This is a genomic window from Moheibacter lacus, from assembly GCF_014042165.1.
Taxonomy (GTDB): Bacteria; Bacteroidota; Bacteroidia; order Flavobacteriales; family Weeksellaceae; genus Moheibacter; species Moheibacter lacus.
The window spans coordinates 58999-79040 of sequence record NZ_JACDZE010000004.1; the positions used below are offsets into that span (position 1 = coordinate 58999).

General features: G+C 37.1%; 27 protein-coding genes and 1 pseudogene. 16 read left to right on the top strand and 12 right to left on the bottom strand.

Translation table 11 applies throughout. The features are described 5' to 3' along the window. Window positions 1-98 precede the first annotated feature (98 nt). On the bottom strand, window positions 99-587 hold the full coding sequence (locus HU137_RS10860) for a DinB family protein (protein ID WP_182043878.1): 489 nt from the start codon (window positions 585-587) through the stop codon (window positions 99-101). A 182-nt stretch (window positions 588-769) separates the two neighbouring features. Then, window positions 770-1552 carry a M48 family metalloprotease gene (locus HU137_RS10865; RefSeq protein ID WP_182043879.1) on the bottom strand — a complete coding sequence of 261 codons (783 nt, stop codon included), beginning with the start codon at window positions 1550-1552 and terminating at the stop codon, window positions 770-772. A gap of 89 nt (window positions 1553-1641) precedes the next feature. Between HU137_RS10865 and HU137_RS10870 the strand changes: the two genes are divergently transcribed. The 4 genes and pseudogenes from HU137_RS10870 to rplI form a co-directional block, all read left to right on the top strand. After that, on the top strand, window positions 1642-2130 hold the full coding sequence (locus tag HU137_RS10870; protein WP_182043880.1) for a hypothetical protein: 489 nt from the start codon (window positions 1642-1644) through the stop codon (window positions 2128-2130). An 81-nt stretch (window positions 2131-2211) separates the two neighbouring features. After that, window positions 2212-2562, top strand: a complete 351-nt coding sequence (rpsF, locus tag HU137_RS10875; protein ID WP_182043881.1) for a 30S ribosomal protein S6 — start codon at window positions 2212-2214, stop codon at window positions 2560-2562. A gap of 11 nt (window positions 2563-2573) precedes the next feature. Continuing rightward, on the top strand, window positions 2574-2876 hold the full coding sequence (gene rpsR / locus HU137_RS10880; RefSeq protein ID WP_182043882.1) for a 30S ribosomal protein S18: 303 nt from the start codon (window positions 2574-2576) through the stop codon (window positions 2874-2876). A 23-nt stretch (window positions 2877-2899) separates the two neighbouring features. Next, window positions 2900-3397: pseudogene (gene rplI / locus HU137_RS10885) on the top strand (50S ribosomal protein L9); the annotation flags it as partial. A gap of 307 nt (window positions 3398-3704) precedes the next feature. Here the strand turns inward: rplI and HU137_RS10890 are convergent. The 6 genes from HU137_RS10890 to HU137_RS10915 form a co-directional block, all read right to left on the bottom strand. Continuing rightward, the gene (locus HU137_RS10890; protein ID WP_182043884.1) at window positions 3705-4001 is read right to left on the bottom strand and encodes an ATP-dependent Clp protease adaptor ClpS; all 297 of its coding nucleotides are present in this window, start codon (window positions 3999-4001) and stop codon (window positions 3705-3707) included. A gap of 14 nt (window positions 4002-4015) precedes the next feature. Next, a complete protein-coding gene (gene prmA / locus HU137_RS10895) occupies window positions 4016-4843 on the bottom strand; it encodes a 50S ribosomal protein L11 methyltransferase (protein ID WP_182043885.1) in 828 nt (275 codons plus the stop codon). 20 nt (window positions 4844-4863) lie between these two features. Beyond that, the gene (gene tpiA, locus HU137_RS10900) at window positions 4864-5622 is read right to left on the bottom strand and encodes a triose-phosphate isomerase (RefSeq protein ID WP_182043886.1); all 759 of its coding nucleotides are present in this window, start codon (window positions 5620-5622) and stop codon (window positions 4864-4866) included. Between the two features lie 109 nt (window positions 5623-5731). Beyond that, window positions 5732-6808 carry an ABC transporter permease gene (locus HU137_RS10905; protein ID WP_182043887.1) on the bottom strand — a complete coding sequence of 359 codons (1077 nt, stop codon included), beginning with the start codon at window positions 6806-6808 and terminating at the stop codon, window positions 5732-5734. Between the two features lie 60 nt (window positions 6809-6868). Then, a complete protein-coding gene (locus HU137_RS10910; RefSeq protein WP_182043888.1) occupies window positions 6869-7996 on the bottom strand; it encodes a BT_3928 family protein in 1128 nt (375 codons plus the stop codon). A gap of 72 nt (window positions 7997-8068) precedes the next feature. After that, complete coding sequence (locus HU137_RS10915; protein WP_182043889.1) at window positions 8069-8608, bottom strand: DUF1599 domain-containing protein; 540 nt, start codon at window positions 8606-8608, stop codon at window positions 8069-8071. Between the two features lie 53 nt (window positions 8609-8661). Between HU137_RS10915 and folP the strand changes: the two genes are divergently transcribed. Then, entirely contained in the window at window positions 8662-9483 is an 822-nt protein-coding gene (folP, locus tag HU137_RS10920) for a dihydropteroate synthase (protein ID WP_182043890.1), read from the top strand. A 53-nt stretch (window positions 9484-9536) separates the two neighbouring features. Here the strand turns inward: folP and HU137_RS10925 are convergent, their stop codons facing one another. Beyond that, the gene (locus tag HU137_RS10925; RefSeq protein WP_182043891.1) at window positions 9537-10307 is read right to left on the bottom strand and encodes a superoxide dismutase; all 771 of its coding nucleotides are present in this window, start codon (window positions 10305-10307) and stop codon (window positions 9537-9539) included. A 96-nt stretch (window positions 10308-10403) separates the two neighbouring features. Between HU137_RS10925 and ppk2 the strand changes: the two genes are divergently transcribed. From ppk2 to typA, 3 genes are all read left to right on the top strand, one after another. Further along, window positions 10404-11225, top strand: coding sequence for a polyphosphate kinase 2 (ppk2, locus tag HU137_RS10930; protein ID WP_182043892.1), 822 nt, complete (start codon window positions 10404-10406; stop codon window positions 11223-11225). After that, complete coding sequence (locus HU137_RS10935; protein WP_182043893.1) at window positions 11222-11536, top strand: hypothetical protein; 315 nt, start codon at window positions 11222-11224, stop codon at window positions 11534-11536. Before ppk2 ends, HU137_RS10935 begins: the two co-directional genes overlap by 4 nt. A 147-nt stretch (window positions 11537-11683) precedes the next feature. Beyond that, complete coding sequence (gene typA / locus HU137_RS10940; RefSeq protein ID WP_182043894.1) at window positions 11684-13492, top strand: translational GTPase TypA; 1809 nt, start codon at window positions 11684-11686, stop codon at window positions 13490-13492. Window positions 13493-13633: 141 nt separating this feature from the next. Here the strand turns inward: typA and HU137_RS10945 are convergent, their stop codons facing one another. After that, window positions 13634-14872: a glycosyltransferase family 4 protein gene (locus HU137_RS10945; protein WP_182044136.1), complete on the bottom strand. Its 1239-nt coding sequence runs from the start codon at window positions 14870-14872 to the stop codon at window positions 13634-13636. A 35-nt stretch (window positions 14873-14907) separates the two neighbouring features. Here HU137_RS10945 and miaE point away from each other — a divergent pair, with 35 nt between their 5' ends. The 4 genes from miaE to HU137_RS10965 all read left to right on the top strand — a co-directional run bounded on the left by miaE (window position 14908) and on the right by HU137_RS10965 (window position 16906). After that, window positions 14908-15489 carry a tRNA-(ms[2]io[6]A)-hydroxylase gene (gene miaE / locus HU137_RS10950; protein WP_182043895.1) on the top strand — a complete coding sequence of 194 codons (582 nt, stop codon included), beginning with the start codon at window positions 14908-14910 and terminating at the stop codon, window positions 15487-15489. A 67-nt stretch (window positions 15490-15556) separates the two neighbouring features. Then, window positions 15557-16135 carry a PhnA domain-containing protein gene (locus tag HU137_RS10955; protein WP_182043896.1) on the top strand — a complete coding sequence of 193 codons (579 nt, stop codon included), beginning with the start codon at window positions 15557-15559 and terminating at the stop codon, window positions 16133-16135. Window positions 16136-16271: 136 nt separating this feature from the next. Further along, window positions 16272-16490 carry a PIN domain-containing protein gene (locus HU137_RS10960; protein WP_182043897.1) on the top strand — a complete coding sequence of 73 codons (219 nt, stop codon included), beginning with the start codon at window positions 16272-16274 and terminating at the stop codon, window positions 16488-16490. Continuing rightward, on the top strand, window positions 16487-16906 hold the full coding sequence (locus HU137_RS10965; RefSeq protein ID WP_182043898.1) for a type II toxin-antitoxin system VapC family toxin: 420 nt from the start codon (window positions 16487-16489) through the stop codon (window positions 16904-16906). The genes HU137_RS10960 and HU137_RS10965 overlap by 4 nt, the downstream gene beginning before the upstream one ends. Here HU137_RS10965 and HU137_RS10970 read toward each other — a convergent pair. Both HU137_RS10970 and HU137_RS10975 read right to left on the bottom strand, forming a co-directional pair. Then, window positions 16886-17110, bottom strand: coding sequence for a hypothetical protein (locus tag HU137_RS10970; RefSeq protein WP_220457221.1), 225 nt, complete (start codon window positions 17108-17110; stop codon window positions 16886-16888). The two genes, HU137_RS10965 and HU137_RS10970, sit on opposite strands and share 21 nt — an antisense overlap. 242 nt (window positions 17111-17352) lie before the next feature. Next, window positions 17353-17952: a hypothetical protein gene (locus HU137_RS10975; protein WP_182043899.1), complete on the bottom strand. Its 600-nt coding sequence runs from the start codon at window positions 17950-17952 to the stop codon at window positions 17353-17355. A gap of 225 nt (window positions 17953-18177) precedes the next feature. Between HU137_RS10975 and rpsH the strand changes: the two genes are divergently transcribed. Genes rpsH through rpsE form a run of 4 tightly spaced genes read left to right on the top strand, consistent with a single transcriptional unit; the run spans window position 18178 to window position 20042 of the window. Then, entirely contained in the window at window positions 18178-18576 is a 399-nt protein-coding gene (gene rpsH / locus HU137_RS10980; protein ID WP_182043900.1) for a 30S ribosomal protein S8, read from the top strand. Window positions 18577-18594: 18 nt separating this feature from the next. Beyond that, window positions 18595-19140: a 50S ribosomal protein L6 gene (gene rplF / locus HU137_RS10985; protein WP_182043901.1), complete on the top strand. Its 546-nt coding sequence runs from the start codon at window positions 18595-18597 to the stop codon at window positions 19138-19140. A gap of 17 nt (window positions 19141-19157) precedes the next feature. Then, complete coding sequence (rplR, locus tag HU137_RS10990; protein ID WP_182043902.1) at window positions 19158-19505, top strand: 50S ribosomal protein L18; 348 nt, start codon at window positions 19158-19160, stop codon at window positions 19503-19505. Between the two features lie 12 nt (window positions 19506-19517). Then, the gene (rpsE, locus tag HU137_RS10995) at window positions 19518-20042 is read left to right on the top strand and encodes a 30S ribosomal protein S5 (protein ID WP_182043903.1); all 525 of its coding nucleotides are present in this window, start codon (window positions 19518-19520) and stop codon (window positions 20040-20042) included.

A 20042-nucleotide genomic window follows, 5' to 3' on the forward strand; every position in this document is an offset into this window, starting at 1 on the left:
CTTAGTGTAATTCCTTGTGCACATTGTGGTTAAATTTAAACACAAAGCACACAAAGAATCCACTAAAGTACACAAGAAAACCGTAAGATTTACCTAAATTAATGCTCCCAAAAATACGGAGGCTCAATTCCCAAAGCTCTTAAATAAACATATCCCTGACCGCGGTGATGGATTTCGTTGTCGATGAAATATTGGACGCTTTTGATGCCAATGTTATTGTATTGTCCAAACAAATTGATTTCTTCCCGTAAACGTTCCGGTTTAACCAATTTCCAAAGCGCATTGATTTCATCAGTGGATTGATCCCAAGCGTTTAACAAATCCTGTTTGGTTTTCAATTCGTCCCGTTTTTCTTCCAATTCTGTTTCTTTGTCATGCGCGATTTGGGTTAAGCCGGGAACGGCGATGGCCAGAAGTTCTTTGGTCATTTCGCTGAAAGGACGCATTCCGCCGATGGAAAATTCAAATAATTCTTTTTCAGGAAAGGCTTCGATGACTCTTCTTGTCAATCCTCTGTGGCCTTGCCAGTGAGTTAGGATTTCTTCTGATGAAAGGATGGATTGGGTGTTTGCTGCTGTTGTGTTCATAATCTTGTTTTTTTGAGTTAATTTTTAATTCTAAAACAAAATTAAAATGTGGAAATGACAACAGTATGTCAGGAGGAAATTTGAATTACGAATTACGAATATTTTTACTAATTACTCAAAAGTCATCATTATAAAGCTTGAGAATTTTTTTCAACATTCAACAACTCAACCACTCAACCACTTTATTTCGTTCTGTATTTCTCTATCGCTTCTCTGATTTTCTCCCGACGATTGTCCGGAGAAGGGTGCGTACTTTGAAATTCGGGAACTTGACTTCCACCGGAGGCTTGTTCGAGAATATCCATTACCCCGATCAAAGCTTCGGGATTATAACCCGCTTCGATCATGAAGCGAACACCGAGCTCATCACTTTCCAATTCATCTTCGCGACCATATTTCATGTTGACCATATTGGCGACAACTTGTGCATAATAAGCCGAATTGGCGTCGCCACCTGCGACACCCGCTGCTCCGGCTATTCCTTGTGAAAGCTCTTGTTTGGCCATTTGTTGGGCACTATGGCGAGCGATGACGTGACCGGCTTCATGACCGAGAACTCCAGCCAATTGGTCGATGTTTTCCAATCGTCCAAGCAAGCCTTCGGTGATAAAAATCTGTCCGCCTGGAAGTGCAAATGCATTCACCGTTTGGTTGTCGGCAAGTAAATGGAAATCAAACGGGTATTTGGATTGCGCGGCAGTACTGTTGCGGATGATGCTCTGTCCGATGGAATCCACCAAATACCGAGCTTGAGCATTTGTGCTGAGACCGCCGAATTCGGCCGCCATTTGTGGTGCGGAATTCAGACCGAGCGCAATTTCCTCTTCTTTGTTTAAACTGATGTATTGTTTTTCACCTGTGATTTCGTTGACTTCGGAAGACGAATAAAATTTAATCAGGGAAAAAATGACGATTCCGGCAGCGATCAAGATGCGTAACCAAAATCCTGAATTTCTACTTCTCATGGTGTTAAGGATTTACTAAGTACAACCAAATATAATTATTTTATTGGTCTTATTTTGTAAGTTTGATTTAGAATTCAAATTCAACATCTATGTCATCAGAAATCTTCATTCTGCTATTTTTGTTTTTGTTTTTCATTTTGCTCATCGGCGGAATTTTTCTAATTGCTTATGTAGCAGCCCAAAGCCGTAAAAAGAAGCAGAAAAAATTGCTGGAAACATTGCCTTCAGACGCTGAATTTCATGCATTTGTGCGGTACAACCGCGGCAACCAACAAGACAAAATCATCAAATTAAAAGCTTTTCAAGGAAGTGGTGTCATTTATGTGGTTGGTGATTTGGCTGTTTTTAAAAGTACGACCGGATTTGAACATACCTTTGATTTGAGGAATTCAAAAGTGTTTTGGGAAGGGGAGAATTTGATCAATGGTTTGCTCAAATGGTTCAGCATTAATGATGGTCAGGAAAAATTATTTCTCAATGTAGAAACCGGCATGTTTATTTTCCATACGGGCGGAAACAAACCGACTACACGCAGTATTCATGATCAATTATTATTGAAACAAGCTTCGATGAAGTAATCACTTCGAAATAAACGATTTTTAGTTTGGTCAAATGATAAAGAAGCCCTACATTTGCAACCCAAATTAAAAATTATTTAAATGACTCATTACGAAACTGTTTTCATTTTAACTCCCGTTCTATCTGACGCGCAGGTGGAGGAAGCAGTAAAAAAAGTGGAAGATTTCCTTGCTGAGAGCAATGCGGAAATCGTAGCAAAAGAAAATTGGGGCTTGAAAAAATTAGCGTACCCGATTCAGAACAAACGCAATGGTTTTTACCATTTGCTAGAATTCAAAACTGATAACAATGAAGTTGTTGCCGGTCTTGAATTGATGTACAAACGTGACGAACGTATCATCCGTTATTTGACTGTAAAACTAGACAAACACGGAATTGATTGGGCTGAAAAACGCAGAACGAAACAAAAATCTCAAAAATCTAACGCTTAAAAATTAGGATTATGGCAATTGACGAATTAGCAAAAAAAGCTGCAGAAGGAGGTGAAAGCGAGATCCGTTATTTATCTCAATTAGACATTCAGACACAAACAACCAAGAAATTCTGTCGTTTCAAAAAATACGGAATTAAATATGTGGATTATAAAGATCCAGATTTCTTGTTACAGTTCGTAAACGAGCAAGGTAAAATTTTACCACGTCGTTATACCGGAACTTCTATGAAGTACCAAAGAAAAGTTTCACAAGCTATCAAACGTGCAAGACACATTGCTTTGATGCCTTTCATCGGTGACCAATTAAAATAAGTAAAACCTAAAAAGTAGATAAAATGGACATTATTTTAAAGCAAGATGTAGAAAATTTAGGTTTTGAATTCGAAATCGTTTCAGTAAAACCAGGGTATGCCCGTAACTTTTTGATTCCTAACGGAAAAGCAGTGATTGCAACTGCAAAACAAAGAGAGGAATTGGCCAAAGTTTTGGAAACCCGTAAAGCAGAAGAAGCGTCTTTGATCGCTGCTGCAAACGAGAAATCAGCTAAATTGAACGGTTTGGAAGTGAAGATCGATGCAAAAGTTGGTTCCGGAGACAAATTATTTGGATCTGTAAACAACGGAGATTTGGCGGAAGCTTTGAACAAAGCAGGCGTAGAAATCGAAAAGAAAAACATCAAAATCCCTGGAAATACGATCAAACGTTTGGGTAAAAATGTTGCGAAAATCCGTTTCCACAGAGAAGTTGAAGTTGACTTCGAGTTTGAAATCGTAGCGGATCAAGAGTCTATCCAACGCGCTGAAGCTGCTGCAAAAGCAAAAGCCGAAGTAGCTAGAATGGATGCTGAAAGAGCAGCGAACGCTAACAAAACTGACGATTCTGGTTTTAACTATGACAATCCTTTGTTTGAGAAAAAACCAAAAGTAGAAGAAGTTGTGGAAGCAAAAGTTGAGGAAGTTTCAACTGAAACTGAAACACCATCTGAAGAAGCTTAATCAAGTTTTGATATAAAATGAAAAACCACTCGTAAAGGGTGGTTTTTTTTATGAATTGTATTGTAACGCAATCCAAAATCTAAAAACCTTCAAGACATTCTCAAACTGTAAATGACATTGAAGGTTTATTCTATATTGCTAATTTCTAAACGATTTCCGCACTCAGCCCTCTGTCGAGTAGTGCCGTACACATCGGTTCCAGAAATTTGAAACTTCCGGTTTTCACTTCACATTTTCCTTTGTAATGAACCAGCCAAGTGCATTGTTCTGCTTGTTCCAGCGTATGCAAACAGACTTTTACTAGAGATTCGATAACGAAATCAAAAGTATTATGATCATCGTTGTGTAAAACCAATACATTTTTAGGTTCTTCTTCAACCAAAACATCCAGACCAAATTCTTCTTGCCACTGAGGTTGATGTTGAAATTTAGGAGTTAACATTTCTTTTTTTGAAATTAATTTTTAATAAATTTTAGGGCGATCCATTCGTTCCGCTGTTTTTTAGAAACAAAATTCAAGCCGTTTTCTTCACATTTTTTCTTAATGTCTTCAAAATCATGCTCCATCAAACCACTGAGGAGCAATTCTCCGCCAAAGTTTAGGACTTTTATGTATTTCGGAATGTCATCCATCAGGATATTGCGTTGGATATTGGCCATGATGACATCAAAATTCCGATAACCCAAAATTTCTGCATCTCCCAATTTTACAGTCATTTCAACTTGATTTCGCGCAGCATTTTCGATAGAATTTTCAACAGACCATTCGTCGATGTCAATTCCTTCCGTATAAGCAGCACCTTTCATTTTGGCAAGAATGGCCAAAATAGAAGTACCACATCCCATGTCCAGCGTATCTTTTCCGGTGAAATCGGTTTCGAGGATGAATTCGACCATCAAATGGGTGGTTTCATGATGACCGGTTCCAAAAGACATTTTGGGTTGGATGATGATTTCGAATGGGATTTCCGGTTTCGGCTCATGGAACTCAGCTCTGATGTAGCATTGGTCTTTCACCATGATCGGTTGAAAATTGGATTCCCATTGCGCATTCCAGTTTTCTTGTTCGATTTCCTTTCTTTCAAATTCGATTTTGGCTTCTGAAATTGATTGAATTTGTTCTAAAATGGATTTTTCATCTTCCAAATCAGCTTTTACATAAGCATCCATTCCATTTTCTGTGTCGACAAAACTTTCAAACTCTACTTCAGCTAGCAATGCCATTAAGATTTCTCTCCATGGTTCAACTGGTGAAATGGAAAACCGGTATTCTATATAATTCATTTTGAAATTTTTTTTGCGAATTATTTATTCGCTGAAATAATCGTTGTAAAATCTTCCAATTTAAGTGAAGCACCACCAACCAATCCACCGTCTATGTCATATTGCTCAAATAAATCTCTCGCATTTCCTGGATTTACACTTCCTCCATATAAAATACTCGTGCTGTTGGCTATTGAAATTCCATGTTGCGCACCGATGGTTTTTCGGATGAAAGCATGCATTTCCTGAGCTTGATCAGGACTAGCCGTTTTTCCGGTGCCTATTGCCCAAACAGGTTCATAAGCAACGATCAAATTTTTTAAATCTTCTTCTTTTTGGCGTTCAAGCGCTACAGTCACTTGTTCTTGCACCACATCAAAATGTTTTCCAGCATCGCGGTCCTCCAATTTTTCTCCTACACATAAAATAGGACTCATACCCAATTCATACAAATGTGTGATTTTTTTCCCGATGTATTTATCTTGCTCATAATGATAAGCTCTTCTTTCAGAGTGTCCTACGATACTCATTTTGGTGCCAATGGACAATAATTGTTCAGCAGAAACATCTCCGGTATAAGCACCATTTTCCATAGCCGAAACGTTTTGGGAAGCCACCGTAATATGACTGTTTTTTAAATCTTTATTAAGTTGTTCCAAGTACAAATGAGTGGGAGCTATGATGACTTCGGCTGTAGGTTTATTTGCTTTCACCCAAGTGTTTAAACGGAGTGCCAATTCCTTTGCCTCCTGAAAAGTTAGGTTCATTTTCCAATTACCGGCTACTATTTTTCGTCGCATGGTCGTAAAGTTTTTTGTTAATAAAGATTCAATTCTCTTCCATAAATTTAGGAAAAAATCAAATGTGAAAAAAATCTTAATTTATGAATTTGTTGAAATCTAATAAATATCATTGAATTCGAACTTTTGGGTCCAAAATTCCATACAAAATATCTACTAAAATGTTGATACAAATAAAGGTAGTCGCAATGATCAAAACCGCACCCATTACGATGGGTAAATCCAAGGTATTCAACGCATTGACAATTTCTTTTCCCAAACCATTCCATCCAAAAATGAATTCGACAAATACTGCCCCTGCCAACATCGAAGCAAACCATCCCGATGTCGCTGTAATGACCGGATTCAAAGAATTTTTTAATGCGTGTTTCCGAATTACTTCACTCGATTTTAAACCTTTTGCAAATGCCGTCCTTATGTAATCCTGGTTCAATGTTTCCAACAAAGAATTTCGAGTCAATTGGGTGATAACAGCCAGTGGTCTGATTCCCAGCGTAAAAGCTGGTAGAATTAAATTTTTCAGTTCCAAATGTTTTCCTTCTCCCATATCATCGATTTCATACAAACTTCCTGTCATGGACAATCCGGTGAATTGATGCAACAAAAACGCAAAAATATAGCCGATGATGATCGCTGAGAAAAAAGAAGGGGTACTCATCCCAATGCTTGTGATGACCAATAGCGCCCTGTCCCACCAACTGTCCTTTACCAACGCCGACCAAATGCCTAATAAAATTCCAATTATTGTGGCAAAAACAATCGCTGAAACTGCCAAAACCAAAGTATTGGGTAAGGTTTCTGCGATGATGTCCGACACCAATTTTCCTTGTTTCTGAAACGAAACCCGCATGTAGGGATATTTCAGTACCAAAGTGGAATTTCCTATTGAAATCAATGAAGTTCCCTTGTATTTTCCGGACTCCAATGAAGTATAACTTTCGCCTGATTTTGCGTGAAAAGAAATAGGAGAAAGGTCGTTTAGATAATACAAATATTGTTTCCAAACCGGTTGGTCCAAACCTAAATTTTTTCTGATCAAAGCCAATTGCTCCGGATCTTCTTTTTGGTCTAGCATCATTCTAGCCGGATCGCCCGGTAAAACCGTGAAAAGTAAAAATACAATCGTTATCACACCCAACAATGTCAGGAAACCATACAAGATTTTATTGATGAGATAACGGAACATTTTTTATATGAGAATTACGAATTACGAATTACGAATTACGAATTACGAAATTCACTTAGTTTAATTAAATGATTTTAAAATTTCTCCTGAATTTGGAATCGGATTATCATGAAATTTTGCTACTACCGTTCCTTTTTTCAAAACGATAATTCCCGGGTTGTTTCGGATGATTGTTTTCAAGGTAATTTGATCCACAAAACAATACGGAAATTTCACATTTTCCAAATCGCCGTTGGTCAAAGCCGCCACTTTGATGTTTTCTTTGGACAATTCTTCGTATAATTTATTCAACTGCGAAATCTCTTCGGATGTAACTTTTTCCGAAAAAGGCGTAATAAAAAACACAACTTTTTCTTCGTTCAAATAAGTTTCGGTCATATCCTCACCATCACAATCCAAAATGAAATCGTGAATCGGAGGCTCATATCCGGCTGAAATCATTTTGTTTTCCGTCAAATCAGACTGGAATTCCCATGGCGTTCCTTCGGCATACCATTTCTCGTCGTTTGTATATTCGGTATCGGTAATTTGAACTGTTTCCCCGGAAGTTTTATTTTTCAACGTATACAAAACTTCGTATTTCGGCGGTTCCAATCCTAATTCCTGAGCGGATTTCATTCCTTCCGTAATATTTTTTCCCACAGCATACGCACGGAAATCGATGATCGGTAATTTTTGGATACCCATAAACGAAATCCATCCACAAATCAACAACGTAACCGCTGCGATTCCATAATTCACTTTTGCATTGTCAATCAGCGGTTTGATGTGTTTTTGACCAATGAACAGAATGATGATCAAAACCAAAAGGAAGATATCTTTCCAGAAAGATTGCCACGGTGTCAATTTCATCGCATCCCCAAAACAACCACAATCCGTAACTTTGTTAAAATAAGCAGAATAGAAAGTCAAAAACGTGAAAAATACGATCAGAATCAAAAGTGACCAACTCGTGAATTTTCTGAAAATCCCCAAGATCAAAAACACGCCCAAAACGATTTCAAAAATGCTGAAAAATGTAGCTTGTGGCAACGCTAAATCGTGTAGAAATCCTATGTTAAACACATCAGGTGCAAAATATTCTTCCAATTTGTATCCAAATCCGATCGGGTCCACGGCTTTTACAAATCCGGAAAGGATAAAGATAATTCCGACGATAAAACGACTAATTTGTACGAGGTATTTCATTTATTTTTTTGTTTCAAGTTATGAACCTTATCAAGGTAAATCAGCAATATGAAAATAACCTTGAAAAGGATTTTATTTTTCTTTTAGTAAAATCAACGCAAAAACAGCATAATTGATCATGTCCAAATAATTGGCATCCAGTCCTTCAGAAGCGATGGTTTTTCCTTTGTTGTCCTCAATTTGTTTGATACGCAATAATTTTTGCAAAATCAAATCTGTAATCGAACTCACGCGCATGTCCCGCCAGATTTCACCATAATCATGGTTTTTATTCTGCATCAATTCAAATGCTTTGTTGGATTGATTGTCAAATTCCTGCATGGATTTTTCAACTGAGAAATCAATCGTTTCGACTACACCAAATTCCAATTGGATCAATGCGATGATCGAATAGTTCAGTATCCCGATGAACTCGCTTTCTTGTCCTTCATCTACTTTTTGTTCAACAGCTTCTTGAATTGTTCTGATGCGTGCGGCTTTGATATAAATTTGGTCGGTAACCGATGGTAATCGTAAAATGCGCCAAGCAGCGCCATAATCCATTAATTTTTTTTCAAATAGACTTCGGCATTCTTCGATGACAGACTGATACTGTTCTACTGTTTTTTCCATACATTCGTTTCGGATTCAAAAATAGGATATCCGATTTAAATTACCCAATAAGTATGCGAATTAACTGCAAAGGAAACTTAATTGATCTATCAAAACCCAAAATCATGGGAATTTTGAATGTGACGCCCGATTCTTTTTTTGAAGGAAGCCGTGGCCAAACCATCGATTCAGCTTTGGAGAAAGCAAGGAAAATGATCGAAGAGGGCGCGGATTTTATCGACATCGGTGGAATGTCCACACGTCCAGGTTCAGAAGAAATTTCGGAAGAAGAAGAAATCAAACGGGTGCTTCCTGTTATTCAAAGTATTCTGCAAGAATTTCCGGAAACCCTTATTTCGATCGACACCTATCGGGCGAAAGTTGCTGAAAAAGCCGTTGTTGCCGGAGCAGCAATTATCAACGATATTTCTGCCGGAAATTTGGATGAAAATTTTTTCAAAACCGTTGCAGAAATGAATGTTCCGTACATATTGATGCATATGAAAGGAACACCGCAAACCATGCAAAAAAATCCACATTATGAAAATGTTACGCTGGAAATTAATCAGTTTTTTGCGCAGAAAATCAACGAATTACGAGAATTGGGAATCAATGACATCATTCTCGATCCGGGTTTTGGATTTGGAAAAACAGTAGAGCAGAATTATGAATTATTAAAAAATTTAAATCTAATTGGATTTGACGAATTTCCGTTGTTGGTCGGTGTTTCCCGAAAATCAATGATCACCAAATTTTTAAATATTCATCAAAATGAAGCACTAAACGGAACGACAGTTTTAAATACCTTGGCTTTACAAAAAGGCGCAAATATTTTACGGGTACATGATGTGAAAGAAGCAAAGGAAGTGGTGGAGATTTGGAAAAAAATTCAATAAAAAAACCTCCAAATTTTGCTAAACTTGGAGGTTGAAATTGATCTAATAATCAATTATTTCGCAGTTGCTTTTGAATAGTTTTCAGCGACTGCATTCCAGTCTACGACATCAAAAAATGCTGTGATGTAATCCGGTCTTTTGTTTTGGTAACGCAAATAATACGCATGTTCCCAAACATCAATTCCGAGAATTGGAGTTCCGGAAATGGATTGATTTGGCATCAACGGATTGTCCTGATTGGCAGTTGAACCTACGGCTAATTTTCCGTCTTTCACAACCAGCCAAGCCCAACCTGACCCAAATTGTTTTCCACCGGCTTCTGCCAATTTGTTTTTCAACTCATCAAAAGATCCGAAATCTTTATTGATCGCTTCCGCCAAAGCACCGCTTGGTTGTCCACCGCCGTTTGGACTCATCGTTGCAAAATAAAGGTTGTGGTTATAGTATCCGCCACCGTTATTGCGAACTGCGCCATTGTTTAAATCCAAACCTTTCATGATTTCTTCGATGGACTTTCCTTCCATCGGTGTTCCTTTGATGGCTTCGTTTAGTTTATTGGTATAGCCCAAAAAGTGTTTGGAATAGTGGACTTCCATGGTTTTTGCATCAATGGATTTTTCCAAATCGGCATATCCGTATTTCAAACCGGGCATTGCAAATGTTCCGCCGTCGGCTTTTACATCGGCCGGATTTCCAACGCTTTCAGTTGTTGTATTTTGGGTTGTTTCTGCAGCGTTATCTACATTTTCGGTTTTGGGTTGGTCACATGCAGTTAAACCAAAAGCCAAAACCAATGCACTTAATCCAATTGTTAATTTTTTCATTTTTTAAAGTTTTTTCCGAATTTACCACAAATAAAATTCCATAAAAGACAAAATTATTGGAATTATGTTAATTTTAACAATTAGATAAATTTAGTTATGGCCGAATTCGATTTAGAAGATTTAGACAATATTTCCAAAAGTCAGGAAGTATTGGATTTGTTGATTCAGAAAGGAATTATCAAAGAAAAAAAGTTTTTGGAACAATTGAAATATGAAAAAGAATTAGACGAACTCCAGTCTGAAATGCTCCATTTGCAGGAATTCATCATCCGAAACCAAAAACGTTTATTGATTATCTACGAAGGCCGCGATGCCGCCGGAAAAGGCGGAACGATTTCCCGTACGATTGCCAAAATCAATCCCAAAAAATACAAAGTCATTGCACTTCCCAAACCAACCGAAATTAATTTGAAAGAATGGTATTTCCAACGGTACATCGATCATTTGCCGATTCAGGAAGAAATTGCATTTTTTGACCGAAGTTGGTATAATCGCGCCGTCGTGGAACCGGTTTTTGGATTTTGCACAGAAGAGCAATACCAATCGTTTATGAATCAAGTCAATCGTTTGGAAGAATTATTAATCGATGATGGAATCATTTTGATTAAATTCTTTCTGAACATTTCCAAAGAAGAACAAAAAGACAGATTGGATGAACGAAAAGAGGATCCGTTGAAACAATGGAAAGTAGGTGGACTCGATCAGCAAGCCCAAGAAAAATGGGAGGTTTATACTTTATATATCGATAAAATGTTGCAAGAAACTTCAACTGTAAAATCACCATGGATCGAAATCAAAACCGACGATAAAAAAGAAGCCCGATTGGAAACGATGAAATATATTTTGAAATCGGTTGAAGGTTTTGAGTCGAAACTGGATTTGGAAAATGATGCAGAAATTTTGAAGGTTTGGAGATGAGTAGGATACTAGTGGTGATTTTATTTTTTTTAATTTGTTGTAAAAAGGAATTTCAATATTTAAAAGAGATGTTTTGGATAAAATCATCAGATTCTAAATTGAAAACCATTAATGATTCTTTGCAAGTAAATTTTCAAAAAGGAATAATTAAGAAAAATCCATTGATAGTAATAAATGGTGAAATTTATAATAATGATTCCAAATCTGATACAGTAACACTCCCTTTTAATCAAAATGCTATTCATACTTTTGATTTTTTAAGAAGGGAAATAAGCGTTAAAATAAATAATGAGTTAGGGGAAATGGAATAATTTTAATAACTACAATAGATAATTAATATTTCTTAATGCAATTTCTTAAATTAACTTATAACCAAAACGTTAAATAAAAAAATAGAATGTAAATTCTACTTTGTACTTTCTACAATTAATCGTACTTTTGCACCCTCAAATTTTTATATGCAAAACATACGCAACATCGCAATTATTGCACACGTTGACCACGGAAAAACGACTTTGGTTGACAAAATCTTACACAGCACCAATGTTTTTCGGGAAAACCAAGACACCGGTGATTTGATCATGGACAATAACGATCAGGAACGTGAACGTGGAATTACGATTTTCTCCAAAAACGTTTCGGTAGAATACAAAGGTGTGAAAATCAATGTGATCGACACCCCTGGTCACGCCGATTTCGGTGGGGAAGTAGAGCGTGTATTGAAAATGGCAGATGGCGTGATTTTGTTGGTCGATGCTTTTGAAGGACCGATGCCCCAAACGCGATTTGTTTTGCATAAAGCTTTGCAATTGGGCCTAAAACCTTTGGTAGTTATCAATAAAGTCGATAAACCGAATTGTCGTCCGGACGAAGTCCACGATGCGGTTTTTGAATTGTTTTTCAATCTGGATGCGACCGAAGAACAATTGGAATTCCCAACTTTTTATGGTTCTTCCAAACAAGGTTGGTTCAATACAGAAAATGTACCTACAGAAGATATTTCACCATTGTTAGACGGAATTCTAGAGCATGTTCCGGCTCCGGAAGTTTCAGAGGGTTCTTTGCAAATTCAAATTACTTCTTTGGATTATTCGTCGTTTTTAGGTCGAATTGCCGTTGGGAAAGTAGCGCGTGGAACGATCAAAGAAGGACAATGGGTAGCACTTGTAAAACCGGACAGAAGCATCACCAAACAAAAAGTAAAAGAATTGTTCACTTTTGAAGGTCTTGGGAAAAAGAAAACGAACGAAGTCAATGCAGGCGATATTTGTGCGGTAGTGGGAATGGATAAATTCCAAATCGGAGATACCATTGCCGACGCAGAAAATCCGGAAGCTTTGGCCAATATAAAAATCGATGAACCGACGATGAATATGTCGTTTGGTATCAATAATTCTCCTTTCTTCGGAAAAGACGGAAAGTTTGTAACGAGCCGTCATTTGGTGGAACGTTTGGAAGCAGAATTGGAAAAGAATTTAGCATTAAGAGTTGAGCCGACTGATGATTCAAACACTTATTTAGTATACGGTCGTGGGATCATGCACTTGTCGGTTTTGATCGAAACCATGCGCCGTGAAGGATATGAATTGACCGTAGGTCAACCACAAGTAATCATCAAAGAAATCGATGGTGAAAAATGTGAACCTTATGAAACTTTGGTGATCGACGTTCCACAGGATTATGCGAGCAAAGCCATCGATTTGGTGACCCAACGAAAAGGAGATTTGTTGATCATGGAAGCCAAAGGGGAATCCCAACATTTGGAGTTTGATATTCCATCGCGAGGTTTGATCGGATTGCGTTCTCAAATGTTGACTGCAACTGCCGGAGAAGCTGTGATGGCGCACCGTTTCAGCGAATACAAACCTTTGAAAGGAAAAATTCCGGGTCGTTTGGCGGGTGTGTTGATCAGCAAAGATCAAGGTGTTTCTACGCCTTATTCGATCGATAAATTACAAGATCGAGGGAAATTTTTCATCGATCCGGGAGAGGAAGTCTACACCGGAATGATCATCGGCGAACATTCACGTGACAACGATTTGGTTGTGAATGTGGTAGAGGCTAAAAAATTGAATAACATCCGTGCGGCGGGTAAAGATGATTCAAATGCCATCGCACCAAAAATCAATATGTCACTTGAAGAATGTATGGAATATATCCAAGGAGACGAATGCATCGAAGTAACACCCAACTTCATTCGTCTGCGTAAAATTTTCTTGAAAGAAGAAGATAGAAAACGTCAACAAAAAGTGTTGGAAGCGAAATAACATGGAATTAATTTCTTTGTGAACTTAGTAAATTCTTAGTGTTCCTTGTGGTTTTTAAAACACAAAGCTCACAAAGGTTTACACAAAGAACACTAAAATAAGAGATAAAAAGACCTTCTTAGTTTTTAAAACCTGGAAGGTTTATTTTTTGGATTTATTTTTCTCCTCAATCCACAAACTCATGTATTTCAAAGCGTTTGCAGCATTGGATTTCAGAATTTGACCGATGAAATTTTGGTTGCGATGTTGGGTCAAATTGTATTGAAGATATTTTAGTTTTGCTTCGAATTCTTTTTCAAATAATTCTTTATCGAAATGATCTTTCAGAATTTTAAAACCATTTTCCTGTGCCGAATTCCAAAGATTTTCATTTTCATACAATTCAATTGTTTTCGCTACGAATTCATCTTTATCATCTTCCACAATCCCTGGAAGAACTTCTTCAAACATGGCTTCTGCACCGACAGAAGTCGTCGCAATCGGCGTTCCGACTTGCATTGCATCGATGAATTTTCCTTTTTGACCCGCTCCAAATGGAATCGGAGCCAATAAAATTCTCGCTTCAGAGATTACTTTCAACGCATTTTCTGCTTTTCCATGAACCAAAAATCCTTCTTTTTCATTGTGCAAATCCCAAACTTTTTGAGAAGGATATGCGCCGTAAATATTGAGTTTGGCTTTGGGTATTTGGGATTTGATTTTTGGCCAAATGTTCTTTTTCAGATGCAAAACCGTTTGCCAATTGGGCTCATGAAGAAAATTTCCGATGAAAACAAAATCATTTCTTTCAGAAAAAGATTTTGAGATTCCTCGTTCCTCGGAATGACAATCCTCCAAAAAAGGAAGATAATGAAGCAGAGAAGGAGCGATGTTGAATTTTTCTACTAATAAATTCGATTCAAATTTCGAAATCATCAAACTCAAATCACACCGTAAAATCGATGCGATTTCCCTAACCGCAATTTCATTGTACAAATTTTCCGGTTCTTTCTTTTTGTAGGCTTTTTCTCTCGCAAATCTTAATAAATGCAAATCTTCTGTATCCAAAATCTGGAGCGCATCTGGGCATTCTTGTGATACCCGCCATCCGAATTGTTCTTCCGATACAAATCTGTCGTAAACGACGATGTTGGGGTTTAGATTTCGGATGAATTCATTGAAAGAGAAATCGTTGAGTTGAATGGGAGATTGCTTCGTACCTCGCAATGACATAGTGGAGAAATCAAAACTGGCTTCCGATTTGGCAGCGGCCGAAGAAAAAATCACTTCATCGCCTTGATTTTGAAAGAATTCGACCAATTGGAGGATTCGTTTTCCGGCTGCAGAAGAAGTCGGTTCCGGCCAAACGAGTCCAATAAACAGCACTTTGTTTTGATTCATCATCCAAATATCCGATTTTTGTCAAAACTTTGAATATGTTAGGACTAAAATTAGCCACCGATCCGAGATGGGCCAACATCGCCGAAGGTAATTTGGAAGAAATATTGACCGATCATGCTTGGTGCGAACAAAAAGCAGCTTCCAATGCGATTTATCTGATCATCAACAATTCGGAATTGCCGGATTTGGTGGCGACGATGTCAGAAATTGCGATCGAAGAAATGCAGCATTTTAAAATGGTGCATGATATCATTTTGGAGCGTGGGTTTGAATTTGGTCGAGAACGCAAAGATGATTATGTGAATCAATTGGTGAAGTTTTGCAAAAAAAATGCATCGAGAGAAGAAGCCTTCATCGACCGATTGCTTTTTGCAGCGATGATCGAAGCCAGAAGTTGTGAACGATTCCGGGTTTTATCCACCAACATCAAAGATGAAGAATTGGCCAAATTTTATCATGAATTGATGGTTTCGGAAGCCAATCATTATACGGTTTTTCTGGGTTTCGCGCGAAAATATGCCGGTGATGTCGACGTGGAAAAACGCTGGAAAGAATGGTTGGATTTTGAAGGAAATCTGATTCAGAGTTATGGAAATAAAGAAACGATTCATGGATAATTCGAAGTTTGAAGTACGAAGTTTGAAATACGAATTACGATTTACGATGTTCTTAAATAAATAAAAAATGAAATTAGAAAATATAGTAAAAGAGAGAAGCAACGGTGTTTGTGAATTGAGTGGTGAAGCGGGAAACTTAAGTTTTTATGAAGTTCAACCGACTTCAGGAAATGAACCGGAACGCACGGTTTTCATTTGCGAAAAAGCATTGGCGCAAATCGAAAAAAGAGAAGAGCCGGACGGGAAATATTGGGAACGCATCTTACCGACTGCGATGTGGAGCGAAGTTCCGGGCGTTCAAGTGGTTTCATGGCGTATGCTGAACCGTTTCCGTAACGAATCTTGGGCTGCCGATGCGCTCGATATGCTATACTTGGATGATGATACGCTCGAATGGGCAAAAGCATCGGGCGATCACGTTGGCGATGGAAATGTGGAATTGCACAAAGATTCCAACGGAAATATTTTACAAAACGGTGATACGGTAACGTTAATCAAAGACTTGGATGTAAAAGGTTCGTCGATCAATGCGAAAATCGGAACGGCGGTGCGGAACATCAGACTTGTTCACGATGACGTCGAACAAATCGAAGGAAAAGTCGATGGTCAGTTGATTGTGATTTTGACCAAGTTTGTGAAGAAGTAGTATTTAGTCACGGATTGCACACGAGGCTGAAAGCCGAACTGAGCGAAGCTAAATCCGCGACATCGGGTGTTTGTGAAGAAATAAATATTGGTTCGATTAAATATTTTTTATCTTTGTAAGAATCAATTGAATAGTTATGGAACTCAACATAAAAATTGATACAAAAAAAAAAGGAGCAAAGGCTTTTTTAGCATATTTGCAGAGTTTGACTTTTGTGTCTATCGAGCAAAAATCTATTGACCATTCGGTTCAAAATTTTTCTGCTTCAGATTTCATAAAAAAGTGGAAAGGTTTTTTAAAAAATGAAGAAACCGAAGATGTCCGCTTTGATTACCTCATGAAAAAATATGGATGAGAAAAGTATTGTTTGATACAAATATCATTTTGGATATAATTTTAGAACGCGAACCTTTTTTTGAAGAAGCGGTAGAATTATTTGAATTGATTGATGAGAAGAAAATTTCTGCTTTTGTATCAGCCACCACGATTACAGATATTTATTACATTGTCAAAAAGGTCAAAGGACATCAAAAAAGCCATGCGTTTATTTCAGATTTAGTAGAAATTGTAAATGTTGTAGGAATTGACAAAGAGGTTGTTCTCGCTGCGCTTTCCAAAGAAATGAAAGATTTTGAAGATGCAATTCAATTAACGGCTTCTGAACTGAATGAAATTGAATACATCATAACAAGAAATAAAAACGATTTCAAAATTGATTCTTCTGTTCAAGTATTTTTACCAAAGGAATTTTTAAGCGAAATGAGCATTTAGGATTTTTTTTGCTTCAGAATGAGGTTTTAATTTTCCGTTTTCAGCGTCCTGCAAACCTTTTTCTATGGCTGATCTTTCTTCGTCAGAAATGGTATTCCACCAGTCTTCGTCTTTTTTCAAAACTTTGATGATTTCCAAATCTTCCAAATTCTTTAGAAGTTCTAATGCTTTTTTATTTTTGATCTGAACGATGATGGTTTCCATTTTTAAAGTTTTATCAAAGTTACGTTTTTTTTGAAGTAAATCAATTATGGATTGCACACGAGGCTAAAAGCCGAACTGAGCGAAGCTAAATCTGCGACTTTTGTTTTTATAATGGATTGAAAATACGCGATAGTGGGTTGGACAATAGCCTGCGTGTCTGCGAAAGATCGGAAAACAAAGTGGAAAAGTTAAGTATTGAACTTATCCCGCAATTTAATAAACACCAATTTAATGATGTTTATTTAAGCAATCCATGTATTCCATGAGTCTATTATTACCCATTTTCCTTTGAGTTTTTTTAGTATATATTCTTTTCCACCACCACACAATCCTCCACAATGATAACCTTCTTTTACATATGCTAATTTTTTATCTTTTGAAAAGATTGGAATCGTATATTCAATATATGAAGGGTAATTAAATTTTTTGCTTCTTAATATTACTTGTGGTTCAATAAAAGAATCTTTGTTGAAATAACTTTTATCAAGAAAAACAGTATCTGGAGTGTTATTATTTTGAACTTTTAAGAAATCAATTTCATTTTTTTCAAAAAAACCAAATGGATTATTAGGGTTTATTAAAGTTGTATATGGAATTTCAAATTCACTATCAGTTATTAAAATATCTAACCCCTCATTATAAAATTCTTTTTTATCAAATAGAATATTGACTTTTCTTAGTGATGACAAAATTTTCGTATCTCCTAATTCTTCATTATTGATAAGTGTATTTATTATGTCATTGATGTCTTTTTTCCTTTCATTAATATTATAATTATATTTTTCTTTAGGAGAACAAGAGAAAATTATTATAATAATTAATATTGATATGGGAGTTTTCATAAAATGTCACATAACACAAATATATACGAAAATCAATTAATATGTTAAAATGAATTATGTAGTATAAAATCTTCCAAAAAAGAATTCCATCAAAATTTGTCAAATCAAAAAAACTTCCTACATTTGCACGCCTAAATGTATACCTAAAATGGGTTCATTTGGGAAAGTTTAAGTTTAAAAGTAGAGTTGGAGGGTCCAATTCTATACTGTAAAATAAACAAGTTTATGTTAACAGATCCAATTTCAGATTATCTGACACGCATCCGAAATGCGATGTCTGCAGGCCACAAAGTTGTGGAGATTCCTGCTTCTAACCTTAAGAAGGAGATCACTAAAATCCTTTTCGATCAAGGTTATATTTTGAACTACAAATTCGAGGACACATCTCATCAAGGTTCTATCAAAATCGCTTTGAAATATGACAAAGTGACCAAAGAGCCGGTGATCAAAAAATTGAAGAGAGTTTCCCGTCCGGGTTTACGTCAGTACAAAGGTTCTGGCGAACTTCCAAGAGTATTGAACGGATTAGGAGTAGCGATTGTTTCTACTTCTAAAGGGGTAATGACCGACAAACAGGCTCGTCAAGAGAATGTAGGAGGTGAGGTATTGTGTTTAGTTTATTAATGATTAAAAGAAAAGAAAATGTCAAGAATAGGTAACGCAATCATTTCTATCCCAGCCGGAACTACTGTCGAGTCAAAAGACGGTGTGGTTACGGTAAAAGGTAAAAACGGCGAAATGACTCAAGCCATCAAAGAAGGATTTGAGTTAAAAATCGAAGACGGACAAATGACCGTGGTAAGACCTTCTGAATCAAAAGAAGACAAAGCTTTACACGGACTTTACAGAGCGCTTATCAACAACATGGTAACAGGAGTTACAGAAGGTTTCAAAAAAGAATTGGAATTGGTTGGGGTTGGTTACAGAGCGGCTGCACAAGGACAAAGATTGGATTTATCTTTAGGTTTCTCACACAACATCGTTTTGGAATTGCCAAAAGAGGTGAAAGTAGAGACAACTGCAGAAAAAGGGAAGAATCCAACTATCATTTTAACTTCTCACGACAACCAATTGTTGGGAATGGTAACGGCAAAGATTCGTTCTTTCCGTAAGCCTGAACCGTACAAAGGAAAAGGTATCAAATTCGTAGGAGAAATCATCAGAAGAAAAGCAGGTAAATCTGCCTAATAAATTATAATCGAACAATGGCACTATCAAAAACAGAAAAAAGACAAAAGATAAAAAGACGTGTTCGTCGTAATATCTTTGGAACAGCGGAAAGACCAAGACTTTCTGTGTACCGTTCCAATAAAGAAATTTACGCTCAATTGGTAGATGACAACGCAGGTGTTACACTTGCTTCTGCATCATCAAGAGAAACGAAAGCTACAGGGACTAAAACAGAACAGTCTGCTGCAGTTGGAAAGTTAATCGCTGAAAAAGCGACAGCAAAAGGAATCGAAGTAGTTGTATTTGACCGAAACGGTTTCGTTTACCATGGTAGAATCAAAGCTTTGGCTGACGGAGCAAGAGAAGGAGGTTTAAAATTCTAAGAAAAAGAAAAGATGTTAGGATACAAAAACATAGAAAAAGTAAAACCGGCGGGAATCGAATTAACAGACCGTTTGGTAGGCGTACAACGTGTAACTAAAGTAACCAAAGGTGGGCGTGCTTTCGGATTCTCTGCTATCGTAGTAGTAGGTGACGGAAAAGGCGTAGTTGGTTATGGATTGGGAAAATCAAAAGAAGTTGCTTCTGCGATCGCAAAAGCAGTTGAAGATGCAAAGAAAAATTTGGTAAGAATCCCATTGGATGGACATACAGTTCCACATGAAATCGAAGCAAGATATGGTGGAGGACACGTATTTTTGAGACCAGCTTCTCATGGTACGGGATTGATCGCCGGTGGTGCGGTTCGTGCGGTATTGGAATCAGTAGGAATCCATGATGTATTGTCAAAATCCAAAGGATCTTCCAACCCACACAACGTGGTAAAAGCAACTTTTAAAGCTTTGTTGGATTTGAGAAGTGCAGGTGTAATTGCACGTCAAAGAGGTATTTCGGTAGGAAAAGTGTTTAACGGAAAATAA